The 21,765-nt window shown below is 65.9% G+C and carries 19 protein-coding genes; 8 read left to right on the top strand and 11 right to left on the bottom strand.

Annotated elements, in window-relative coordinates; all coding sequences use genetic code 11:
- Positions 1 to 3: 3 nt before the first annotated feature.
- The 7 genes from ACIGJD_RS07695 to dinB all read right to left on the bottom strand — a co-directional run bounded on the left by ACIGJD_RS07695 (position 4) and on the right by dinB (position 8,022).
- Positions 4 to 1,635 carry a UDP-N-acetylmuramoyl-L-alanyl-D-glutamate--2,6-diaminopimelate ligase gene (locus ACIGJD_RS07695; protein WP_483689000.1) on the bottom strand — a complete coding sequence of 544 codons (1,632 nt, stop codon included), beginning with the start codon at positions 1,633 to 1,635 and terminating at the stop codon, positions 4 to 6.
- A 96-nt stretch (positions 1,636 to 1,731) separates the two neighbouring features.
- Complete coding sequence (locus ACIGJD_RS07690; protein ID WP_483688999.1) at positions 1,732 to 3,534, bottom strand: peptidoglycan D,D-transpeptidase FtsI family protein; 1,803 nt, start codon at positions 3,532 to 3,534, stop codon at positions 1,732 to 1,734.
- A 48-nt stretch (positions 3,535 to 3,582) separates the two neighbouring features.
- Positions 3,583 to 4,278, bottom strand: a complete 696-nt coding sequence (gene ftsL, locus ACIGJD_RS07685) for a cell division protein FtsL (RefSeq protein ID WP_483688998.1) — start codon at positions 4,276 to 4,278, stop codon at positions 3,583 to 3,585.
- Positions 4,275 to 5,267 carry a 16S rRNA (cytosine(1402)-N(4))-methyltransferase RsmH gene (gene rsmH / locus ACIGJD_RS07680; protein WP_483688997.1) on the bottom strand — a complete coding sequence of 331 codons (993 nt, stop codon included), beginning with the start codon at positions 5,265 to 5,267 and terminating at the stop codon, positions 4,275 to 4,277. The genes ftsL and rsmH overlap by 4 nt, the downstream gene beginning before the upstream one ends.
- 167 nt (positions 5,268 to 5,434) lie before the next feature.
- Positions 5,435 to 5,863 (bottom strand): division/cell wall cluster transcriptional repressor MraZ, encoded by a 429-nt coding sequence (gene mraZ, locus ACIGJD_RS07675; RefSeq protein ID WP_018763545.1) that lies wholly within the window; start codon positions 5,861 to 5,863, stop codon positions 5,435 to 5,437.
- Between the two features lie 353 nt (positions 5,864 to 6,216).
- On the bottom strand, positions 6,217 to 6,588 hold the full coding sequence (locus ACIGJD_RS07670; protein WP_483688996.1) for a DUF3040 domain-containing protein: 372 nt from the start codon (positions 6,586 to 6,588) through the stop codon (positions 6,217 to 6,219).
- Between the two features lie 252 nt (positions 6,589 to 6,840).
- Entirely contained in the window at positions 6,841 to 8,022 is a 1,182-nt protein-coding gene (dinB, locus tag ACIGJD_RS07665; protein ID WP_483688995.1) for a DNA polymerase IV, read from the bottom strand.
- A 174-nt stretch (positions 8,023 to 8,196) separates the two neighbouring features.
- Here dinB and ACIGJD_RS07660 point away from each other — a divergent pair, with 174 nt between their 5' ends.
- Both ACIGJD_RS07660 and ACIGJD_RS07655 read left to right on the top strand, forming a co-directional pair.
- Complete coding sequence (locus ACIGJD_RS07660; RefSeq protein ID WP_483688994.1) at positions 8,197 to 8,715, top strand: hypothetical protein; 519 nt, start codon at positions 8,197 to 8,199, stop codon at positions 8,713 to 8,715.
- Positions 8,712 to 9,806, top strand: a complete 1,095-nt coding sequence (locus ACIGJD_RS07655; RefSeq protein ID WP_483688993.1) for a polyprenyl synthetase family protein — start codon at positions 8,712 to 8,714, stop codon at positions 9,804 to 9,806. Before ACIGJD_RS07660 ends, ACIGJD_RS07655 begins: the two co-directional genes overlap by 4 nt.
- 9 nt (positions 9,807 to 9,815) lie before the next feature.
- Here ACIGJD_RS07655 and ACIGJD_RS07650 read toward each other — a convergent pair whose 3' ends face one another.
- Positions 9,816 to 10,169, bottom strand: coding sequence for an Rv2175c family DNA-binding protein (locus tag ACIGJD_RS07650; protein WP_483688992.1), 354 nt, complete (start codon positions 10,167 to 10,169; stop codon positions 9,816 to 9,818).
- A 249-nt stretch (positions 10,170 to 10,418) separates the two neighbouring features.
- On the opposite strand from ACIGJD_RS07650, the gene ACIGJD_RS07645 reads away from it, so the two are divergent.
- The gene (locus tag ACIGJD_RS07645; protein ID WP_483688991.1) at positions 10,419 to 11,807 is read left to right on the top strand and encodes a lytic transglycosylase; all 1,389 of its coding nucleotides are present in this window, start codon (positions 10,419 to 10,421) and stop codon (positions 11,805 to 11,807) included.
- A gap of 101 nt (positions 11,808 to 11,908) precedes the next feature.
- Positions 11,909 to 14,005, top strand: a complete 2,097-nt coding sequence (gene pknB / locus ACIGJD_RS07640) for a Stk1 family PASTA domain-containing Ser/Thr kinase (RefSeq protein WP_483688990.1) — start codon at positions 11,909 to 11,911, stop codon at positions 14,003 to 14,005.
- Between the two features lie 45 nt (positions 14,006 to 14,050).
- Here the strand turns inward: pknB and ACIGJD_RS07635 are convergent, their stop codons facing one another.
- Together ACIGJD_RS07635 and ACIGJD_RS07630 are read right to left on the bottom strand one after the other, a co-directional pair.
- Entirely contained in the window at positions 14,051 to 15,442 is a 1,392-nt protein-coding gene (locus tag ACIGJD_RS07635) for a class II 3-deoxy-7-phosphoheptulonate synthase (protein ID WP_286403324.1), read from the bottom strand.
- A gap of 99 nt (positions 15,443 to 15,541) precedes the next feature.
- Positions 15,542 to 16,366, bottom strand: a complete 825-nt coding sequence (locus tag ACIGJD_RS07630) for a lysophospholipid acyltransferase family protein (RefSeq protein WP_483688989.1) — start codon at positions 16,364 to 16,366, stop codon at positions 15,542 to 15,544.
- Between the two features lie 111 nt (positions 16,367 to 16,477).
- Here ACIGJD_RS07630 and ACIGJD_RS07625 point away from each other — a divergent pair, with 111 nt between their 5' ends.
- Genes ACIGJD_RS07625 through ACIGJD_RS07615 form a run of 3 tightly spaced genes read left to right on the top strand, consistent with a single transcriptional unit; the run spans position 16,478 to position 18,613 of the window.
- The gene (locus ACIGJD_RS07625; RefSeq protein ID WP_483688988.1) at positions 16,478 to 17,266 is read left to right on the top strand and encodes an alpha/beta hydrolase; all 789 of its coding nucleotides are present in this window, start codon (positions 16,478 to 16,480) and stop codon (positions 17,264 to 17,266) included.
- Positions 17,263 to 18,069 carry an alpha/beta hydrolase gene (locus ACIGJD_RS07620; protein ID WP_483688987.1) on the top strand — a complete coding sequence of 269 codons (807 nt, stop codon included), beginning with the start codon at positions 17,263 to 17,265 and terminating at the stop codon, positions 18,067 to 18,069. Before ACIGJD_RS07625 ends, ACIGJD_RS07620 begins: the two co-directional genes overlap by 4 nt.
- Entirely contained in the window at positions 18,056 to 18,613 is a 558-nt protein-coding gene (locus ACIGJD_RS07615; protein ID WP_483688986.1) for a hypothetical protein, read from the top strand. Before ACIGJD_RS07620 ends, ACIGJD_RS07615 begins: the two co-directional genes overlap by 14 nt.
- Positions 18,614 to 18,665: 52 nt before the next feature.
- Here the strand turns inward: ACIGJD_RS07615 and ACIGJD_RS07610 are convergent, their stop codons facing one another.
- Entirely contained in the window at positions 18,666 to 19,754 is a 1,089-nt protein-coding gene (locus tag ACIGJD_RS07610) for an ROK family glucokinase (RefSeq protein ID WP_483688985.1), read from the bottom strand.
- Between the two features lie 171 nt (positions 19,755 to 19,925).
- Here ACIGJD_RS07610 and ACIGJD_RS07605 point away from each other — a divergent pair, with 171 nt between their 5' ends.
- Positions 19,926 to 21,734 carry an AMP-dependent synthetase/ligase gene (locus ACIGJD_RS07605; RefSeq protein ID WP_483688984.1) on the top strand — a complete coding sequence of 603 codons (1,809 nt, stop codon included), beginning with the start codon at positions 19,926 to 19,928 and terminating at the stop codon, positions 21,732 to 21,734.
- Positions 21,735 to 21,765: the final 31 nt, after the last annotated feature.

Raw genomic sequence — 21,765 nt, 5'->3', positions numbered from 1 at the left:
GGTCTAGGACTCTATCCGGTCGTCATGGAGAACGTTGAATCCCCTGGCTGTCAAGGCGTTGCGCAGCTCCACCCTGTCGTCCAGGGCGAGGTTGACGCCCTTCACCTCCTGCCAGACCTCGTGCCCCCGGCCCGCCACCAGGATGGTGTCCTGTGGGCGCGCCAGGGACACTGCGTGGCGGATGGCTTCGTCGCGGGGGAAGACCTCCAGCAGCTCGGCCGTCGATGACCCGCTGTCCAGGGCTTCACGAGCCCCCGCCAACACATCGGAGCGGATCGCTGCCGCGTCCTCGTCGTGGGGGTCGTCGTCGGTGATGATTACGGTGTCGGCAAGCCGTGCCGCGATGGCGCCCATTGCGGGTCGTTTGCCCTGGTCCCGCTGTCCGGTGGCGCCGAACACCACGATCAGACGGGAGTCCGGTTGGGCCGGCCGCACTGCTTCCAGGGCCCGGGCCAGGGCGTCCGTGTTGTGGGCGAAGTCCACCACGGCGGCGGGCTCCTCGGCGATCAGCTGCATTCGTCCGGGCACGGCCACCGTGAAGGGGTCGGTATTGTCCAGGGCGGCTTGCAGGTCGGCCGGGTCCACGCCGGAAGCGAGGACCATCAGTGCAGCCAAGGCCGCGTTGGCAACGTTGAAGCTGCCGGGCAATCCGGTGTGGATCTTCAGGGTGGCGCCTCCGGGACCCGCAAGGGTGAAGTCGGTCCCGAGTCCCCGCGGCGCCGTTGCTGCGACGGTCCAGTCCGCTGGGTTGCTGCCTGACGTGCTGAGTGTGGTGACCGGCACCTGGGTGCGGCCGGCCAACTGGCGTCCCCACTCGTCGTCGACCGTTACCACCGCCCGGCGGGTGCGGCCGGGCGTGAAGAGTTCGGCCTTGGTGGCGAAGTACTCCTCCATGGTGTTGTGCAGGTCAAGGTGGTCCTGGGTGAGGTTGGTGAAACCCGCGACGTCGAAGAGCAGGCCGTCCACGCGCTGGTAGGAGATGGCGTGGGAGGAAACTTCCATGGCGGCGGCGTCGAGCCCCCGTTCGCGCATGAGCGCCACGAGCCCGTGGACCTCGGTTGATTCGGGCGTGGTCAGGAGGCTGGGGATCGGTTTCCCGCCGGCCAGGATCTCGATGGTTCCGATCAGGCCGGTTTTCTGCCCGAGGGCACGCAGCAGGGAGGTGATGAAGTAGGTGGTGGTGGTCTTTCCGTTGGTTCCGGTAACACCGAACAGCCGCAGTGGCCGCCCGTCATCGGGCTGGCTGCGGTAAATCATGGCGGAGAGCGGTCCCACCTCGTTGCGGGGATTCCCGACGACGAGCACCGGGACCGGCGTGTCCGCGGACAGGGCGAGCAGCCGTGCCCCGGCGTCGTCGGTGAGGACGGCCACTGCCCCTGCACTGATGGCGTCGGAGGCGAAGTCGGCGCCGTGCCTGCTGGCTCCGGGGAGCGCCACGTACAGGTCGCCGGGCTCCACAGCGCGCGAGTTGAGCGATATGCCGGTGATCTCCGCGTCGGCGGCGGGTTCGGGCACAGCTACGCGAAGGGCCTGCCCGACGGCGGCCAGCGGGACGGCAGCCACGGCTGCGGGCCGGAAGCGGCCTGGACTTTCGTCCCGGGGAGCGTCGCTGCCGGGCGTGGTGAACTCTGACAAGGGGATCTCCGATGGTGCTAGTGCGTGCCCGGCATGGTTCGCCCCGGGCACTGTGATGCGCTGGATGCTGCTGGTACTTCCGGCCCCGCGCGGCGGCTATTTGGCGTACTGGGGCATCCTGGCCGGCGTACCGGTTGAAGGCTGGACGTTGTAGGTCCGCAGCGCCTGGCTCATGACGGACCGGAACACCGGCCCGTTGGTGATGCCGTAGATGCTGCCCTTCGGCCGCTGGAGCACCACCTCCACAATAAACCGCGGATCATCCATCGGCGCCATTCCCACAATCGAGGCCGTGTAGCCGCAGTAGCCCGACTTGCCGTCGTCGCATGGTGACTCGGACGTGCCGGTCTTGGCTCCCACCCGGTAGCCGTCGATCCCGGCGTCCTTGATTTCGCCCTCGGTGACGGCGCTTTCCAGGATGTCCTTGACCTGTTGGGCCGTATTGCCGGAGACGACCTGCCGCGACGGCTGGGCGGGCACCTTCTCCTCGGTGCCGTCAGGAGAAATGTAGGAATCGATGAGCCGTGGCTGCAGCATGACGCCGTTGTTGGCGATGCTTTGGTAGGCACGGACGGTCTGCAGCGTGGACTGGGAAACGCCCTGCCCGAACAGCACGGTGTACTGCTGGCGTCCATCCCACTGATCCGGCGGTGTGAGGATGCCCGAGGCGGTCGCCGGCAGGCCGATGTCCGGTGCCTCGCCGATGCCGAACTTCTTCAGCCAGTCATACCGCTGTTCCTTGCTGAGCCGCTGGCCGGCCATGACAGTTCCGGTGTTCATGGAGTACCCGATGATGCCCGCCAGTGTCCGTTCCTCGGTTCCGTGGGTGAACGCATCGCTGAACGTCTGGCCATCAACCGTGTAGGTGGGCGGGATAGTGAAGGTGTCCAGCGGTTTCGCAAGTCCCTCATCGATCACAGCTGCCGCCGTCATCATCTTCTCCACGGAACCGGGCTCATAGGCTGCGGTCACGGATCGGACGCCGCGGTCCTTGGCCGCCACGAGACCGGGGTTGTTCGGATCCGGTGAGTTCGTGTCGGCCAAGGCAAGGAGGTTCCCGGTCTTGGCGTCCATGACGATGATGACGCCCCATTCGGCGCTGAGCTTGTCCGCCTGGCTCTGGATGGCCTGCTGGGCAAAGTATTGGAGATCGGAGTTGAGCGTGAGCTTGACGTCCTTGCCGTTCTGCGGCGGGGTCAGCTCATCAAGGCCCACCGGGATGCGCAATCCATCGGCGCCGATCTCAAACAGGCGCTTGCCGTCCTTGCCCTTGAGCTGGTCGTCCTGGGTCTGCTCGATGCCGGCCAAGCCGGTGGTGCCGTCCTGGAGGAAGCCCACCACTCCCCCGGCCACGGCGCCATTCGGGTAGACGCGCTTGCTCACGCCCTCGGCAACGATGCCGGGCACCTGGAGTTTGGAGATGCGGTCCTCGACGTCGGGCTTCACGTCCTTGGCCACGATGTAGTACGGCTGCTGGCCGGTGACGGCATCCCGGACAGCGTTCGCGTCCATGCCCAGGGCGGCTGCAAGCTCGGAAATTGCCTGGTCGCGGCTGACGTCCACCAGTTTTTCGTGGCCGTCCGTCTGGTCCAGCCGCTTGTAGGACTCCGTCTTGGTGTTGACCCGCTGGTCCACCACGATGTTGTAGCGGATCACGCTGTTGGCCAGGACGGTGCCGCGGGAGTCCAGGATGCTTCCACGCTCTGCAGGCAGGATGGCGGAGGTCATCCTGCTGTTCAGCGCCGCTTCAGCCATGCCCCCGACGTCGAGCCCCTGGACCAGGAAGAGCTTCCCGCCCACCACCAGCAGGAGCGTGAGCATGACGCCCAGTCCCAGTCGCAAGCGTTTCGTGGCGTTGGGTGCCTTGCCTTGTGCTGCCTTGCCGGTCTTCTCCGCCACCGTGATATTCCTTGCTGCTCGACGCTGCTGCCTGTCCTGCCCCTTGGTCTAGTGTCCGGGGACCTTCTGCTGGGGCGCCGGGACGGAGCCACCGTGAAGCGCGGGTGCCGGAGCCGCCGCAGCGGCCTGGGCAGCGGGGGCTCCACCGGCCTGTGCCGGGTTGGCTGCCGGGGCCGGGCCGGCCGAGGGAGCGGCGGCCGCCTTGCCCGCGTCCGGTGTCGTGGCCTTGTCCGCCGTTGCACCCTTGGGAGCCGGCGGCACAATGAGCTGCCCGGCCACGGCCGGCGCCGGGATCACCGCTCCCCCTGCTGCACCCTTGACTGCGGGGGTGGCCTTTCCGGTGACTGAAAGGGTGGACAGGTCGATCTGGCCTTTCACCGTGGATGCCACCATGCCAAGCTCGGTGGCTTTGGCCGCCAGGTTCTGCGGGGCCTCGAAGTTCTGCACCTGCTGGGTGAGGTCCTGGTTGGCCTTGGTCAGTGAGCTCTGCTTCGCGCGCAGCTCCACCAGCTGGTACTGGGCAGTGGACACCGAGATGTTCAGGACCAGTACGGCCACCAAGGCGACGGCGAGCATGGCAAAGCAGAGCACGACGAAGGGGGCGCGGCGCTTCCGGGGCGCCGTGCGGACTACGGAAAGCGGTGTACGCCCCTTCCGGGCCCCGCCCGGTTCGCCTGCAGGCCTCGCATCGGCCGCCGAACTGCCGGAAACGATGGGAAAGTTCTTGACGGCGGCGGTGCTCATGCAGCTCTCCTGGCTCTGATTCGTTCTGCCGCACGGAGCCTGGCGGAGGCAGCGCGCGGATTTTCAGCAATTTCGACGGCGGTTGGCACCTCAGTGCCTTTGGTCAGGGTCTTGAGTTCAGGCTTGTGTTCTTCCAGCTCGACGGGGAAGCCGAGGGGAGCGGAAGACTTCGAACGGGCCTGGAGCACACCCTTGACGATCTTGTCCTCCAGGGAGTGGTAGGACATGATCACGATGCGCCCGCCCAGGGCCAGGGAGTCGACGGCGGCGGGGACGGCGCGTTCCAGGACATCGAGTTCTTCGTTGACCTCGATCCGCAGGGCCTGGAAAGTCCGTTTGGCAGGGTGTCCGCCGGACTTCGCGGCGGAGGCCGGCACCACGGACCGGATCTGCTCCACGAGTTCGCCGGTGGTGGTGAATTCCTTTACCGCACGTGCTTCAACGATCCTGTTGGCGATCCGTCCGGCGAACTTCTCCTCGCCCCACTTGCGGATGATCCGGACCAGGTCCGCTTCGCTGTAGGTATTGACCACATCCGCTGCCGTTTGGCCGCGGCTGGTATCCATCCGCATGTCCAGCGGGGCATCGAACGAGTAGGCGAAGCCGCGCTCCCGTTCATCCAGCTGCAGGGAAGAGACACCCAGGTCCATCAGGATGCCGTGCACTTCGGCCACGCCGAGGTCTGCCAGTACATCCGGGATTTCGTCGTAGACCGCGTGGACCAGGTCTGTCCGGGCGGAAAAAGGAGCCAGCCGCTCCCCCGCGAGGGCCAGCGCTTCCTCGTCACGGTCAATGCCGATGAGGTGGAGGTCGGGGAACCTTTGGAGCATAGCCTCCGAGTGGCCGCCCATCCCCAGGGTTGCGTCTACGGCGATGGGGGTTTCACCGCGGAGCCTCGCCGCTTCGAACCCCGGTGCCAACAAATTGATGCACCGGTCGCGGAGGACCGGCACATGGCGTTCGGACGTGGGCTTGGGTTGATCGGTCATGCCTGGTCCTTTCCCGCCGTCGTTGTCACCTGCTGCTTCTGGGACCAGATCCCCATCCGCACCTACCGTTCCGCCCGCCTGGCTCCGGGGAAGGTGAGCCAGGTTGGCAGCCGGTGGGCCGGCTGGAGATCTCATCCAAGAAGCCACCTGCTGCCCCGCTCCGGGATTCAGAGAATGCCCGGAATGGGATCGTCAGTTTCGGAAAAGGCCGTCTCCTTCTCCGCGAGGTACTCATTCCATGCCTGGGCGTCCCAGATCTCGGCGCGGGTACCGGCGCCGATGACGGCAAGTTCCCTTCCGAGTCCTGCGTACTCCCGGAGCGCCGGTGGAATGGTCACGCGCCCCTGCTTGTCAGGTACCTCGTCAGAGGCTCCAGAGAGAAATACACGGATGTAGTCACGTGCCTGCTTGGAGGAAATTGGCGCCTCCCGCATTTGCTCGTGAACCCGTGCAAATTCCTTCTCACTGAAGACGTAGATGCAACGTTCCTGGCCCCTTGTGAGCACCAGGCCGCTGGCAAGTTCCTCGCGGAACTTGGCGGGGAGAATGATCCGTCCCTTTTCATCCAGACGCGGCGAGTGAGTGCCCAGAAACACTGGCCCACCGCCTGTCCGCTGTCAGGAACTGCACATCCCCTATGTTGCAACCACCCTCTTATGTCCTCCACATTACTCCACTTTCCACCACAGTCAACGCAAAACGGCCCCCGTGGCACCGCAATTGTGGGATTAAGTGCCTGAAATCGCGCGGAATTCGGACGGTGGTGGAAAGTGGAGGACTTTTTAGCCCTGCAGGGCCCCGGCGAGACTCCTCAAGGGCCGGGAACGCCGGAATGCCGTCGGCAGTGTTCCTTTAAACGCGAAAAGACCCGCCGTAGCGGGTCTTCACGGGCGATCCCCTGTGCCAGGGGAGCGGAATGGAGGGACCTGGGAGCAGGAGCCCAAGGCGCCTAGGGCTCCCCCCTGCGGCGCTCGTCCCAGCGCTCTTCCAGGCTGCTCATGAATGAACTCCGTTGCTTGCCTGGTTTTATTCCCCCGCCCTTGGCGGCGGAACTCCCACGGGAACTTCGCATGGTGGCGAAGTACACTCCGCCGCCCATGACCACGAAGCCCAGGACCCCGACGAAGATGTTTTGGAGGGTGACACCGACCAGTAACAGGAAGACACCTGCCAGCGCGCACAGGACCCCAATAACAACATGCCTCGTGGACCATGAACGCCCGGGGTCCGAACCCATTGAGTTCGCGAACTTCGGGTCGTCCTCGTGAAGCTGCTTCTCAAGCTGCTCAAGCAGCTTCTGTTCGTGCTCCGACAGCGGCATCACGACCTCCTTTTGTAGGCCAACGTCCGGGCTGATCCCAGCCACTACTTCTACTCCGTAGAACGCCTGCCGTTGCTGGTAAGTTCCCCGTTTCACCGGCCGCGGCAAAACGGGAATCCAGCATGCGGTCCCGGGAGCGGGAGCATGTCCAAGAGGATCCGGCAGTAAGTCCATTCACTCGAAAACTATGTATCTCTAAGGATAGATTGTTGAGGGCTGATCTGAAAGACGGCAATGACTTCGGCGAACCCCTCAAGCAGGCCGCTGAGTGCCGTCTCCAGGCCGGTTTTCCGGCTCCATCAAACGTGCGGGCAGGACAGACTTGCTGCCGAACCTGCGGGTCACCTCGTCAAGGGCCTGTTCGGCCGCCCTCCAGTTCTCGTCACGGCGGTCGATGCTTAGCTGGAGGGACGTGCGCGCCGCCTCCTCGAGCTGCTCCGCCCGGATACCCACGAGCCTCACGGCCATGGCCCTGGTTCCGAGCGACTCCAGGAGCTGCAGCGCCACTGCGTAGATCAGCTGAGCACTATCCACCGGCGTCTGCACCGTCCTGCTGCGGGTTACCGTGGAAAAATCGGCGAAACGCAGCTTCAGCGCCACCGTCCTGGCCACCATTCCGGAGCTCCGCAACCGGGCCGCCGTGCGGTGCGAGAGCCGCAGGAGTTCACGGCGAAGGAGTGCCTCGTCGTCGGTATCCGTGGCAAAGGTCTCTTCGGCCCCGATGCTCTTTTCCAGCCGCACGGGGGTAACCGGCCGGGGATCGATGCCCCAGGCAAGCTGGTGCACATGCTCTCCCGTGGCTCCCAGGACCTTCTTGAGCGAGGACACCGGTGTTGCGGCAACGTCCGCCACCGTCCTGATTCCCATCTTCGCCAGGACCTCCCCGGTCTTGGCACCCACACCCCACAGTGCACCCACGGGGAGGCTGTGCAGATACGGCACGGTTTCATCCGGCCCGATGAGCAGCAGCCCGTCGGGCTTGCACCGGGTGGAGGCAATCTTCGCCACGAACTTGGTCTCCGCGATTCCCACGGAGGCGGTGATGCCCAGCTCCGCCGCGACCCGACGGCGGATCAGCTCGCCGATTCCCCTGGGCGGCCCCAGCCGGCGGAGTGCACCGGTGACGTCCAGGAACGCCTCATCCACGCTAAGCGGCTCCACCAGACCGGTGATGGATTCGAAGATGGCCATCAGCTGCCCCGACACCTCGTAGTAAAGCTTGTGCCGGGGTTCAATGACCACCGCCTGCGGACACATGCGCATGGCCACGGCCATGGGCATTGCGGATTTGACTCCGAAGGCGCGGGCCTCGTAGGAGCCGGACAGGACAACCGAGCGCTCTCCGGGGAAGCCGACGATCACGGGCTTGCCGCGAAGTTCGGGGCGCGTCCTGAGCTCCACTGAAACAAAGAAGGCATCCATGTCCACGTGCATGATGCATGTGCGCCGGCGCCCCTGGGGGCGCGCGGCTGATGGCTGATTCGTACCTGCGGGCCCCACGGCTGCAATCCTATCGGCTTGTGATGGCTCTGCTGTTTGTCAGGGGCGCAGCGGAGGCTGGCTAAACTGGAGGCTGGTTTTGCCAACAACACTAGGAGGAAAGTCTCTGTGACGGCTATTGGAATCCCTAAGCCAGCAGGCTTGGCCGCGCTTGCCGCTGCTGCGGTGCTGGGCCTGGCCGCCTGCAGCCAGACCCCATCCGGACAGGCAGAGCCATCCCCGTCCGTTGCCGCCACCCAGACCGCCCTCACGGCCTCCCCCAGCCCGTCGGCGTCGCCCAATACCTCCGCAACGGTCGGCGCAGTGGTGGCGGGCTTTCCGCAGCAACTCCTCCCCCTGATGACCGGGGCAACAGTGGTGTCCAGCAGCTTCGACAAGGCCTCCGCCCCCGCCACCGCCGCCCTTGTCGGGACGGTGACAGCCCCCACCGCCTCCGTCCTTGACTTCTATACAAAGGCCTTGGAAGGCCAGGGCTTCAAGGCCGTTCCCGGGGACAAGGTGGGCGGGGTGGCTTCCAAGGATTTCGTCCGCGGTGACAACGAGACCGTGAACCTCTCAGTGGTCGAAGCCGCCGGCGTTTCCACGTTCACCATTGGCGCCAACGTGGCAGCTGAGTCAGCCAAGTGACGGCGGCAGAGCAGCTACGGAATGAACAAGCCGACTTCGTGGCAGGCGTGGCAGGCGAGCTGACCGGCTTCCTGACCGCACGGCAGTCAGTGATGTCCGGCATCTCCCCGGATATCGAACCAATCATGGGTTCCATCTCGAACCTGGTCACCGGCGGCAAGCGCCTCCGTGCCCTGATGTGCTACTGGGGCTGGCGTGGCGCAGGGGGCGAGGCCGGAGCCAGCCAGGTGGTCACGGCCGGTGCTGCGCTTGAGCTGTTCCAGGCCGCCGCGTTGATCCATGACGACATCATTGACCGCTCCGACACCCGCCGCGGTGGTCCCAGCGTGCACCGGCGCTTCAGCCAGCTGCATACCTCCCAGGGCTGGGCCCTGGACAGCGAACGGTTTGGCCAGGCGGCAGCCATACTTGCGGGCGACCTATGCCTGTCCTTCAGCGAGGAGGCGTTTACCGATATCGGCGAACGCGCCGCGTCGGGAAGCAGGGCGCGGCTGATTTTCAACCTGATGCGCGCAGAGGTCATGGCCGGCCAGTACCTGGACATCCTGGAAGAAGTGGCGGGACCTGTCCGCGACCGGGCGGGAGCAGTCGGAAGGGCGCAGTCCATCATCCGGTTCAAGAGCGCCAAATACTCCACCGAGCATCCCCTGGCCCTGGGCGGAGCCCTGGCTGGAGCATCGAATGAATTGCTCCGCGGCTATTCCGCCTTCGCCCTTCCGCTGGGCGAAGCCTTCCAGCTCCGTGATGACGTGCTTGGCGTGTTTGGCGATCCGGTCACCACCGGCAAACCGGCTGGCGACGATTTGCGCGAAGGAAAGCGCACTGTCCTGGTGGCCCTCGCCCTGGACCAAGCTTCCCCTGAGGAGTCCGCATTCATTGATGCGAGCCTGGGCAGCCCTGAATTGTCGGACGCTGACATCGTGGAAATACGGCGCATCATCGAAGATTCCGGAGCGTTGCAGGCCACCGAAGTCCTTATTAGTGAATTCGGCTCTGCGGCATTTGAGGCACTTGACGGGCTCCCCTTGGACGAGTTGCCCAAAACCGCGCTGCGGAAGCTGGCTGAAGCGGCCGTCAGCCGAGCCTCCTGAAGCGGCGTTTTACCAGGCCAGGGTCTGGGCCCTGCGCCTGATTTCGGTCTTGCGGCCTTCCCGGAGGGCATCAATGGGGCGGCCGCGCAGTGACTCGTCGGCAGTAAACAGCCAGACAATAAGGTCCTCATCCGAGTAACCGGCATCGGCCAGCACCACAATGGTGCCCTTAAGGCTGTCCACTACCTGGCCGTCCTGGATGAATTCGGCGGGAACCGACCGGATTTTCCGTTCGCCTATCCGCAGTGCCGCCAGCGCACGTTCATCAATAAGGCTGTGCACCTTGGTGATGGAAACATCCAATAAACGGGCGACGTCGGGCAGTGGCAACCACTCACCCACCAGGTTTTCTACATTACTCACGGATCAAGGTTGCCATGCGGCCCGCCCCGGCGCCTAGTCGAAGCAATTCATTCCGCCCCTGGCCTGCGGACACTCCCAAAAAGAAGGCATTACACGGCATCGGGAATTTCTTGTGCTAATCGCAAATTCATGAGAGATTCACATGCATCACAGTTGTAACAGTAATAACTTAAGTCACAGTAGTATCAAGATTGACAGCGGCATCCCCGTCCGCGTCCGCACCCGCAGTTGAGAAGAGGATTCTTTCCGATGACGATGTCCCGCTCGCCCAAGCAGCCCCCCAAACCGAGTCTGCCGATGATTGCCGCCACCACCGCGGCACTGCCAGCGGTCGTCCTGTCATCCCTGGCCCTCGCCCAGCCCGCTGCAGCGCAGCAGCCCGCCCGGAGCATCCCCAGCAGCCTGGCAGCAGCAATGAAGGCCCAGGCCGAGGCGCAGGCAGCCGGCGCCGTGATCCCCGCTTCTGTTGTCTCCACCACCATTCCGGCAGCATTCCAGCCGGCCCAGCCGGCGGCCCCCGCCGAGTACACGATTGTCCGCGGCGATACGGTCAGCGCCATCGCGGGCCGGTTCGGCCTGGACACCGGTGAGATCCTCAAGCTGAACAACCTGCAGGCCAACACCATCATTTACCCGGGCCAGAAACTCAAGCTGTCCGGTTCTCCCACATCCGCAGCACCCGCGCCTGCACCCGCCGCTGCCCCTGCAGCCCCGGCGCCGGGCGCCGGGGCAACCTATACGGTGAAGTCCGGCGACACCCTGGGCGCCATCGCGGCCAGGCACAACGTGGCGCTGTCGGATGTCTTCACCTGGAACAACCTCTCCATGCGTTCCATCATCTATCCGGGACAGAAGATCAAGGTTGGCGGCGGCTCCGCGCCTGCTCCGGCCGCACCCGCGCCGGCGGCTCCAGCACCTGCACCCGCCGCCCTGGCCAGCACCTCGGCGCCGGCAACAGGGTCCTACACGATCAAAGCCGGCGACACGCTCTCAGCCATCGCATCCCGCAACGGGGTAAAGCTGTCGGACCTGCTGTCTGCCAACAAGCTGAGCATGAGCACCATCATTTATCCAGGCAGCAAACTGGTCATCCCCGGTGGTTCCGGCCAGCCGGCAGCGCAGCCCGCGGCACCCCAGCCGGCTTCCGCCCCCCTGGTGCCCAGCTCGTTCCTCGGATTCAGCTACCCGGCCGCGGTTGTCAGCTCGGCCAATGAAAACAAGGCCCTGCTGAACGCTTCACCCGTTCCCTCACGGGACGAGATGAAGAACATCGTTGCCGACACGGCGCGCCGCATGGGTGTGGACACCTCCCTGGCCCTTGCCTTTGCCTTCCAGGAGTCCGGCTTCAACCAGCGCGCCGTATCGCCGGCGAACGCAATCGGCACCATGCAGGTCATTCCCAGCTCCGGACAGTGGGCGTCGGATCTGGTGGGACGGAAGCTGAACCTGCTGGACCCGTACGACAACGCCGCAGCCGGCGTGGCCATCATCCGGCAGCTGCTGGCCACCAGCAAGGACCAGGACACGGCGATCGCCGGTTACTACCAGGGCCAGTACTCGGTGAGCAAGTACGGCATGTACGACGACACCAAGGCGTACCTTGCAGCGATCAAGGCCCACCAGAAGAATTTCAGGTGAGCTCCTGACACTGACCAGTGCAGTAGTGCGGGTCCGAACCGTTACCGGTTCGGACCCGCTTTCGTTTCGGGCGCGTTTTGCTGCGGGATTAGGATCATAAGGTGCAGGAACACGTGTCGGACCCCGTTGCAGGGACGCTGGTGGACAACCGCTACGCAGTCATCTCCAGGCTTGCCCGCGGCGGCATGTCAACTGTCTATCTCGCCGTGGACCAGCGGCTGGACCGCGAAGTGGCGCTCAAGGTGCTGCATCCGCACCTTGCTGCTGACGAGAACTTCCTTGGCAGGCTGGGCCGGGAAGCAAAGGCCGCTGCCCGGCTGTCGCACCCCCACGTGGTGGGCGTCCTGGACCAAGGCAATGACGGCACCACGGCCTACCTTGTCATGGAGTACATCAAGGGCCACACGCTCCGGGATGTCATCCGGGACAGGGGCGCCCTGCCGCCCAGGTTGGCACTGGCACTGATTGATCCCGTGGTGGAGGGTCTGGGCGCGGCGCACACAGCCGGTTTCATTCATCGTGATGTGAAGCCCGAAAATGTCCTGATCGCCGACGACGGCAGGATCAAGATCGGTGACTTTGGCCTGGCCCGTGCCGTCACCAGTTCAACCAGCACCGGAGCGTTGATCGGGACGGTGGCCTACATCTCACCGGAACTGGTCTTGGGCAAGCCCGCAGACGAGCGCAGCGATGTCTACTCGGTGGGGATCATGCTGTATGAAATGCTGACCGGCCGCCAGCCTTTCGAGGGCGAGGTTCCCATCCAGGTGGCCTACCAGCACGTCAATGGGACGGTAGGGCCGCCGTCGGACCAGGTGCCGGGACTGGCAGGAGAGGTGGACGAACTGGTGCAATGGTGCACCGCCAACGATCCCGAGAACCGGCCGGTGGACGGCAACGCGCTGCTTCAGGAACTGCGGCATATCCGGACCCACCTCACGGACGCCGAACTCGACCTGCTGCCGCCGGCAGCAGTTGGTCCCGCGTCCCAGCACCACACCGAGGTCCTGGCCCACGCCAGCAACCCGACAACGTTCCTGCCGCCTTCGCGGCCTGCTGCGCCGCCTTACCCGCCCGGGCACTTAGCGCCCGGACAGCACACGGCGGATGAAGGTCAGGCTCACACCGCACCCGTGGCCTACCACCAGCGTCCCGGGCTGGCATTGCCTGACGACGACGATTCAGACGGCGGATGGTCTCCCCCGCCGCCCAGGCTGGGCAAACGGGCCCAGCGCCGTGCCGACAAGGAAGACGAAAAGCTCCGGGCCGTGGCCGCTGCCACTCCGGTGCGTACGCTCCGGCAGGGAAACCCGCGGCGGCGCGGCGTCATGTGGGTCCTGGTCCTGATCCTCGCCGCCCTGCTGGCCACCGGCGCCGGATGGTTTTTCGGCATGGGACCCGGCGCGGCCGCCGCCGTACCCGCCGTAGCCAACAAGACAGTGGCCCAGGCCCAGCAGGTCCTGAGCGGGGTGGGTTTCCGTTCCACGACGAGCGATGTGTTCGACGACGAGGTGCCCTCCGGACTGGTGGTGGGCAGTGAGCCGGCCGCGGGGACCCAGATCCGGAAGTTCCAGCCCGTCTCCCTGCTGGTGTCGAAGGGTCCACAGCTGTTTCCGTTGCCGAACCTCACCGGTGGCACGCTGGACCAGGCCAAGAGCTCCCTGAACGCGGCGCAGATGGCGCTGGGGACCGTGGCCGAAAAGTTCGATGAGGATGCGGCGGCGGGCATCGTCCTGTCGCAGGACCCGGCAGCCGGCACCCCCGCGCGCCACGGCACCCCCGTGGCGATTGCGGTTTCCAAGGGTCCGCAGCCGATTGCAGTTCCCTCCGTCATCGGTAAGTCCGAGGATGATGCCGTCGCAGCCCTCGAGGCAGCGGGCCTTACTGCCCGTGTGGCCCCGGATGAGGTGTTCGACCGGAACGTCCCGGAGGGAGACGTGGCCAGCCAATCCCCGGCCAACGGGACACTCACCAGAGGCGGGACGGTGACCTTGACCATCTCCAAGGGCCCCAAAATGGTGAACGTCCCCAGCTACATTGGCAAGCAGGCCTCCGAGGCGCGGAAGGCGCTGGAGGCACTGGGCTTCCAGGTCCGGGTAAACAACATCCTCGGCGGTTTCTTCGGCACCGTGCGGGACCAGTCGCCGGTGGACCGGGAGGTTCCTGAGGGCTCGGTGGTCACCATCACCGTGGTATAGCAAAGGTGGGCCGGCAGCGCCGGCCCACCTTGAGCGGTGGTGTCCCTAGTGCTTGGCGAGGGCGCCGGCCACCAGGAAGGCCATCTCGAGGGACTGCATGTGGTTCAGCCGCGGATCGCAGACGGACTCGTAACGGTCCAGGAACGCATCCTGGTCGATCGGGTCTGCGCCGCCCAGGCACTCGGCCACGTCGTCGCCGGTCATCTCCACATGGAGGCCACCAGGCACCGTGCCCAAGCCGTGGTGCACCTCGAAGAACCCGCGCACTTCGTCGATGACGTCGTCGAAATTGCGCGTCTTGTAGCCGTTGGGCGAGGTGACCGTGTTGCCGTGCATGGGGTCGGTGACCCACAGGACCTGCGCGCCGGAAGCGGTGACCTTTTCGACGACGGCCGGCAGCTTTTCGCGGATGTTGCCGGCGCCCATGCGGGTGATGAACGTCAGGCGGCCGGGCTCGCGGTCCGGGTCCAGCTTGTCGATCAGGCGCAGGGCGTCATCGCCGGTGGTGGACGGGCCGAGCTTGACGCCGATGGGGTTGCGCACGCGTGACAGGAAGTCGACGTGGGCGTGGTCCAGTTCGCGGGTGCGCTCCCCGATCCACAGGAAGTGCGCGGAGGTGTCGTAGGGGAAGCCGGTGCGGGAGTCGATGCGGGTCAGTGCCCGCTCGTAGTCCAGCAGCAGCGCCTCGTGGCTTGCGAAGAACTCGACCCGCTTGAGGGCCTCGAAGTCGGCCCCGCAGGAGTCCATGAACTTGATGGCACGGTCGATGTCTCTGGCCAGCGACTCGTAGCGGGCGTGCGCGGGGTTCTCGGTGAAGCCCTTGTTCCACTGGTGCACGGAGCGAAGGTCCGCGAAGCCACCCTGTGTAAAGGCCCGGATGAGGTTCAGCGTGGATGCGGAGGTGTGGTATGCGCGCAGCATCCGGGAGGCGTCGTGCCCGCGGGATTCCGGGGTGAACTCGTAACCATTGACGATGTCGCCGCGGTAGGCCGGCAGGGTCACGCCGTCGCGGGTTTCGTCGTTGGAGGAACGGGGCTTGGCGAACTGGCCTGCCATCCGGCCCATCTTGATGACGGGCATGGCCGCGCCGTAGGTGAGGACCACGGCCATCTGGAGGATGGTCTTGACGCGGGCGCTGATCTTGTCCGCGGTAGCGGCCTCGAAGGTTTCGGCGCAGTCCCCGCCCTGCAGCAGGAACGCCTTGCCCTGGGCCGCAGCGGCCAGCCGCTCACGAAGCACGTCCACTTCGCCTGCGAATACCAGCGGCGGAAGGACGGACAGCTCCTTCACGGAGGCATCAAAAACTTCCCGGTCCTGCCAGCTGGGCTGCTGGGAGATGGGAAGGTCCCGCCAGTGGTCCAGTCCTGGATAGTTGGCCGCTCCGCTCTGGGCGGTGCTGGACAGTGAAAAGGCGGGTTTTGCAGATAGCTCAGTCACCCTCTAAGACTAGCGGCAGGGCGGCGCCGGAGGGCACCGGGGCGTCACGCTGCCGGCTGTGCCCGTCACAACTTGGCTGTGTCCCCTGTGAAGGTTCCCTTATCCCGCCGCTGTTGTGCCGGCGTCGTCCTCTACGCCCTCAGGCCCGGCGGCGGGACTGCCGGCCCCGGCGTCCTGCACGAACTCTCCCCCGGCTGCCACCGGGGCGGCCAGGGGCTCGGCTGCCGCCTTCGCTTCCCCGGGCTTGCCGGCCAGCCGAAGCTTCACCACGGCCGCGTACTCGTCCACGTATTCCTGCCCTGAGAGCCGCAGCAGGGTGGACATGATCTGGTCCGTGACCGAGCGCTGGACCGTCCTGTCCTCGGCCTGCTCACGGTACTGGCTAAAGTCCAGGGGTTCACCGAAGATCATGCCAATCCGCCGAATGTTGGGCAGCCGCTTGCCAATGGGCTGGACCTTGTCGGTGCCGATCATGGCAACAGGGATAACGGGGACGCCCGCCTGCAGTGCAAGCCGGGCCACGCCCACCTTGCCGCGGTACAGCCGCCCATCGGGGCTCCGCGTGCCCTCGGGGTAGATGCCCAGCAGGCCGCCTGCGTTGAGCACTTCCATTCCCGCGTTCAGGGACGCGGCTGATGCCGCGCCGCCGGACCTGTCCATGGGCAGCTGGTTGGTGAGGCGGAAGAACGCGGCTGTCAGCCTGCCCTTAATGCCCGTCCCGGTGAAGTATTCCGACTTTGCCAGGAAGACCACAGGCCGGCGCACCATGAGCGGCATGAAAATCGAATCGGAAAACGACAGGTGGTTGGAAGCTATGATGGCCGCCCCCTGCGCCGGGATGTTGTCCAGGCCTTTGACCCAAGGCCGAAAAAGCAGCTTGATCACCGGACCGAGGAAGATCCTTTTCATGACCCAATAGAACACGTGGTGAACCTCTCCGGAAGGCAGCTTCCAGTCCCCGCATCGGGCCTGGCCAGCGATTCAATGCAACCCTACTCTAGTGAGATTTGGGTGGAACAGTGACACGATGGAGTCATGACTGAAAGCAGCATTCCGCCCCGTCCGGCCGCTTTCAGCTATCCAGGCCACGGTGTTAATGCCCGCATCGGGGTGGCCCTGTGCCATGGATTTACGGGCAGCCCGCTGAGCATCATGCCGTGGGCGCAGCACCTTGCGGACTTGGGGTACGCCGTCACCGTCCCCCTTCTCCCGGGGCACGGTACGGACTGGCGCCAGCTCGCCTCGACTGGCTGGAAGGACTGGTACCGCAGCTACGAAAAGGCCTTCCTCGACCTCGCCGGCCGGACGGACGCCTGCTTCACCGCCGGCCTGTCGATGGGCGGGGCCATCGCACTGCTTGCCGCTGCCCGCCATCCAGTGGCCGGGGTCAGCGTGGTGAACCCGGGCTTGAGCTTCTACGACTGGCGGGTGCGGATCATCGGCCTCCTCAAGTATGTCCAGCGCACCACCGTCCCCCTCCAGGAGGACCGGACCGGTGCCCCCGCAACCGACGACGGCGACTACGCACTGACTCCCCTGTCTGCGGTGCACGAGCTGAAGAAACTGTTCCGTGCCGCCGTGCGCGGCCTGCCCAGCGTGGACGCCCCTGTCCAGGTTTTCAAGTCGCGCACGGATGCCGTGGTGCCGCCCACCTCCCTGGCGCTGCTGCGGAAAGGGTTGGGCGCGAACCTCGTGGAGGTGGAGGAGCTTGCCAGCAGCGGACATGTGGCTACTCTGGACGTTGACGCGCCCGCCATCTTTGCCGGCTCGGGCGAATTCTTCGCCGGCCATGCCCGCCGCACCACTACCTTGGAGACGCCATGACGTCCGGTCCGGACCACAGCCCGTTCAGCAGCGTCTTCAACGGCGAGGGGCCCCGCACGGGAGTGGTACTCTCCCACGGCTTCACGGGGAGTCCGCATGGCCTTCGCGCCTGGGCCCAGGCATTCGCCGCTGCCGGTTTCGCTGTCCGGATGCCTTTGCTGCCCGGGCATGGAACCACCTGGCAGGACCTGGCCCGCACCCGCTGGCAGCAATGGCACGGCGCCCTGGACGATGCCTTCCTGGAACTGGACGCCGAATGCGACCAGGTTTTCGCGGCCGGCCTGAGCATGGGCGGGGCCCTCGCGCTGCGCGTTGCCGCCACCCGGCCCGTGGCTGGTGTGCTGCTGGTGAACCCCGGCCTGGTGATTGACGATCCGAGGGCGCCGCTGGCCGGACTCCTCAAGCTGGTTTTGAAGAGCACCCCATCCATTGGCAACGACATCCTTAAGGCGGGGGTGGATGAGGGCGCCTATGCACGCACCCCCGTGGCCGCGGCCCATGAACTGAATAAGATGTTCAAGGACACCGTCCGGCTCCTCCCCCGGGTCACGGCGCCCGTCCAGGTTTACCGCTCCACCGTGGACCACGTGGTGTCCGAGTCCAGCATGGACGTCCTGAGACGCGGGCTGGTGCATGCTCCCCTTGAAGTGGTCCGGCTCGAGAACAGTTACCACGTAGCCACCCTGGACAACGACGCCGACCGCATCTTCGAGGGTTCGGTGGACTTTATCCGGCGCGTGCTGCAGGAAACGCCGGCCAGCCCTGCAGGATCAGGACAGGAGGTGCGCGGTGAACAGGCCTGATTCGGAACAGCCCGACCAAGGGGCCAACCAGGACGACGCCGTCTGGCTGGACTTGGTGGCACGGCTTGAGTCGGACACGGTGGCAATACGTCCCGATTCCCCCGGTGCCGGGGAACAGCAGGCCACCGGGACGGAAGCCACCCCGGAAACACCGGAGGCGCCCTCCTTCCGCGACTTCGATCCGCTGGGCCTGGCAGGGACTGCCCCTGCCGAACTGTCCGCGGCCGAACGCCAGGCGGAGGCCGAAGGGCAGGACGCAAGCGGGGCCCCGGAGGGTCCCAGGGACTATGAGGTGGACGACGGCGACGAAGAGTTCGTGCCCGAGGAACCGCCCAGCCTGGCCGGCACCGAGCCGCTGACCGTGTTGGCCTGGCTCGGTGCCGTGGGTGGCCCCGTGGCACTGCTGTTGTCGGCGATGTTCTGGCGCTCGGCGCCCCTGCTGGCGATTGTCGGCATCGTTGGCGCGTTCGTCCTTGGGACGGTGTACCTGATCATGAAGCTGCCGCAGGATAAGAACGGGGACGACGACGGCGCCAGGGTGTAGCGCGCCCCGGCCCGCCGTCGTCGTCAGCTAAGTCGTCGTCAACAAGCCGCGGTCAGCTGCGGACGCGGCTGCTGACGCGCGACAGGTCGGCCGCACCGATGAGCCCCGCGTTGGGACCCAGGGCCGCAAGCTCGATGCCCGCGGCCGGGCGGAAGCCCCGGCCCGTCAGGTTACGGGCGAAGGCTTTGCGGGCGGGCTCCACCAGCAGGTCGCCGGCCGAGCAGAGGCCGCCGCCGATCACGAAGAGGCCCGGGTCCAGGGCTGCCGCCAGGTTGGCCAGACCAAGTCCAAGCCATTCCCCGACTTCCTCGATCAGCTCGCGGGAAGCGCGGTCGCCGGCCAATGCCAATTCGGTCACGATGGCGCCGGTAATGGCTTCGGGATGTCCGTGCACGGCCGCCAGCAGGTCTTGCGCCACCGGTGAGTTGGACCGGGCCAGCAGCCTTGCTTCCCGCCCCAGGGCATTGCCGGACGCATACTGTTCCCAGCAACCGCGGTTGCCGCATTCGCACCGGTGCCCGCCCGGCATGATGATCTGGTGGCCGAACTCCCCTGCCACGCCGAACCGGCCGCGCTCCACCCGGCCGTCCATCACCATGGCACCGCCAATACCGGTGCCCAGCGTGATGCAGACCAGCCGGTCCTCCCCCTGGCCGGCACCGAAGCGCCACTCGGCCCATGCCGCCGCATCGGCGTCGTTGGTCAGGAGTACCGGCCGTCGGAGCAGCCGCTGGAGGTTCTCACGCAACGGCTCGTTGCGCCAGGCCAGGTGTGGGCTGAAGAGGACGGTTCCGCCAGCCAGGTCCATCCACCCGGCAGCGCCGATGCCCACAGACCAGATTCGGTGCCCCTGGCTGAGCTCCTCCACCAGTTCCACGATGACCTGCTCCACCGCGCGCGGATCCGTTCCGGGGGTGGAGCGGCGGGCCTCGCTGAGGATGCGCCCTTCTGCGTCCACCACACCGGCGGCTACCTTGGTTCCGCCGATATCAATACCGATGGCCAGTCCCTTGCGGCCCAGGCGGAGGTGTCCACCGGATCCGCCGTGGAGCTGTCCGGCGCGGTAGGTGGCGGGACGGCGGCGCCAGGGAGACGGTCTTTTCGGGGGGCCGGCCTGATCGCCGGGCAACGGTCCGTACATAGTCCACCATTCTAGGCGGGCGGCAGGATTGTCTTGACATATGGGGCCGCACGCCGCATCCATTGACGGCTAAGTTACTCGCCAGTAGGTTTATGTACTGCACTGTTCCGCCCGGGGTACTAGTCTTTAGGCAACCCCCTGCGCGGGACTTCGGATATCAAAGGAGCTATAGTGCGCGAATTCAGTGTTCCGCCCCTGGTTGTTGTCCCGCCGGAAACCAACATCACCGACCTGGTGCTGCGGCAGGCGGCGAAGCCCAGCAATCCGGCACTGTTTTCCCGCCTGGACGCGGAGGGCTCCTGGCGCGACGTCCCAGCCTCCGAGTTCCTCGCTGACGTCCGGGCGCTGGCCAAAGGCCTGATCGCCATCGGAGTGGGCGCCGGGGACCGTGTGGGCATCATGTCCCGCACCCGCTACGAGTGGTCACTGGTGGACTTCTCCATTTGGTTCGCCGGCGCGGTTTCCGTTCCAATCTACGAGACCTCCTCCCCCTCCCAGGTCGCCTGGAACCTCGGGGACTCCGGTGCCGTTGCCGCTTTCGGCGAGTCCGCCCACCACGAGAACGTCATCCGCCAGGCCGTCACCGCCGAAGGGCTCACGGCGGTCCAGCACGTGTGGCAGCTCGAGGGCAACGGCCTGGACAGCCTCCGCGAGGCGGGCCGGGACGTCAGTGATGACCAGCTGGAATCCCGCCGCAGCGCAGCCGGGCTCCACGACGTGGCCACCATCATCTACACCTCCGGAACCACCGGACGGCCCAAAGGCTGCGAGCTCACGCACGGCAACTTCGTGGAACTCTCGGATAACGCCCTGGCCATCATCGGCGAGATCGTCCATGAGAAGGCCAAGACCATCATGTTCCTGCCGCTGGCCCACGTGTTCGCCCGCTACATCTCGGTCCTGGCCATGGCCGCCGGAACCACAGTGGCCCATACCCCCGATATCAAGAACCTGTTGGCCGACCTGCAGAGCTACGAACCAACCTTCATCCTTGCCGTGCCCAGGGTCTTCGAGAAGGTCTACAACTCCGCGTTGACCAAGGCAGAGGACGGCGGCAAGGGCGCCATCTTCCACCGCGCCGCAGAAACCGCCATCGCCTTCTCGAAGGCCCGCCAGGACGGACGGGTGGGACTGGGCCTGAAGCTGCGGCACGCTTTGTTCGACAAGCTGGTCTACGGCAAGCTCCGGGCAGCCATGGGCGGACACGTGGCACACGCGGTGTCCGGTGGCGGCCCCCTGGGCGAGCGGCTGGGGCACTTCTTCCAGGGCATCGGCCTGCAGGTGCTGGAGGGCTACGGCCTCACCGAGACCACAGCCCCCATCACCGTTAATACGCCGTCGCGGATCAAGATCGGCTCGGTGGGCAAGCCGCTGCCGGGCAACGCGGTGAAGATCGCCGACGACGGCGAGATCCTGGCCAAGGGTGTATGCGTCATGCGGGGCTACTACCAGCGGGATGACCTCACCGCAGAAGCCTTCACTGACGGCTGGTTCCACACAGGGGACATCGGCCGGCTGGATGACGAGGGCTTCGTCTGGATTACCGGCCGCAAGAAGGAAATCATTGTCACCGCCGGCGGCAAGAACGTCATCCCCGCCCTGCTCGAAGACCAGATCCGGGCCGACGCACTGGTGTCACAGGTACTGGTGGTGGGCGACAACAGGCCGTTCATCGGGGCGCTGGTAACGCTGGACCAGGAAGCCCTGCCGGGCTGGCTCCAGCGGCACAACCTCCCCGCTGACACCACCCTGGAACAGGCAACCCAAAACCCCGTGGTGAAAGCTGCGGTCCAGGACCTGATCACGGCAGCCAACACGTCCGTGTCCCAGGCCGAGGCCATCAAGTCCTTCCGCATCGTCGCGGCCGACTTCACCGAAGCCTCCGGCCACCTCACCCCCTCAATGAAGGTGAAAAGGGCGCAGGTCATGAAGGACTTCGAAACTGTCATCGAAGAGATGTACTCAGCCCCGCGCCCTTGACGCGCACAACAACGAAAGGGTCCTCCCGCCA

Source organism: Arthrobacter sp. E1SS-5 (assembly GCF_057073715.1).
Note: the sequence above shows the minus strand (reverse complement) of the source record. Positions and strands in the feature narration are given on the sequence as shown.

Excerpts from the sequence above, each read along its gene's own strand:
- dinB (WP_483688995.1), bottom strand. The coding sequence starts at position 8,022 with ATGCACGTGGACATGGATGCCTTCTTTGTTTCAGTGGAGCTCAGGACG.
- ACIGJD_RS07620 (WP_483688987.1), top strand. The coding sequence starts at position 17,263 with ATGACGTCCGGTCCGGACCACAGCCCGTTCAGCAGCGTCTTCAACGGC.
- ACIGJD_RS07645 (WP_483688991.1), top strand. The coding sequence starts at position 10,419 with ATGACGATGTCCCGCTCGCCCAAGCAGCCCCCCAAACCGAGTCTGCCG.
- ACIGJD_RS07610 (WP_483688985.1), bottom strand. The coding sequence starts at position 19,754 with ATGTACGGACCGTTGCCCGGCGATCAGGCCGGCCCCCCGAAAAGACCG.
- rsmH (WP_483688997.1), bottom strand. The coding sequence starts at position 5,267 with ATGACCGATCAACCCAAGCCCACGTCCGAACGCCATGTGCCGGTCCTC.
- ftsL (WP_483688998.1), bottom strand. The coding sequence starts at position 4,278 with ATGAGCACCGCCGCCGTCAAGAACTTTCCCATCGTTTCCGGCAGTTCG.
- ACIGJD_RS07670 (WP_483688996.1), bottom strand. The coding sequence starts at position 6,588 with ATGCCGCTGTCGGAGCACGAACAGAAGCTGCTTGAGCAGCTTGAGAAG.
- ACIGJD_RS07625 (WP_483688988.1), top strand. The coding sequence starts at position 16,478 with ATGACTGAAAGCAGCATTCCGCCCCGTCCGGCCGCTTTCAGCTATCCA.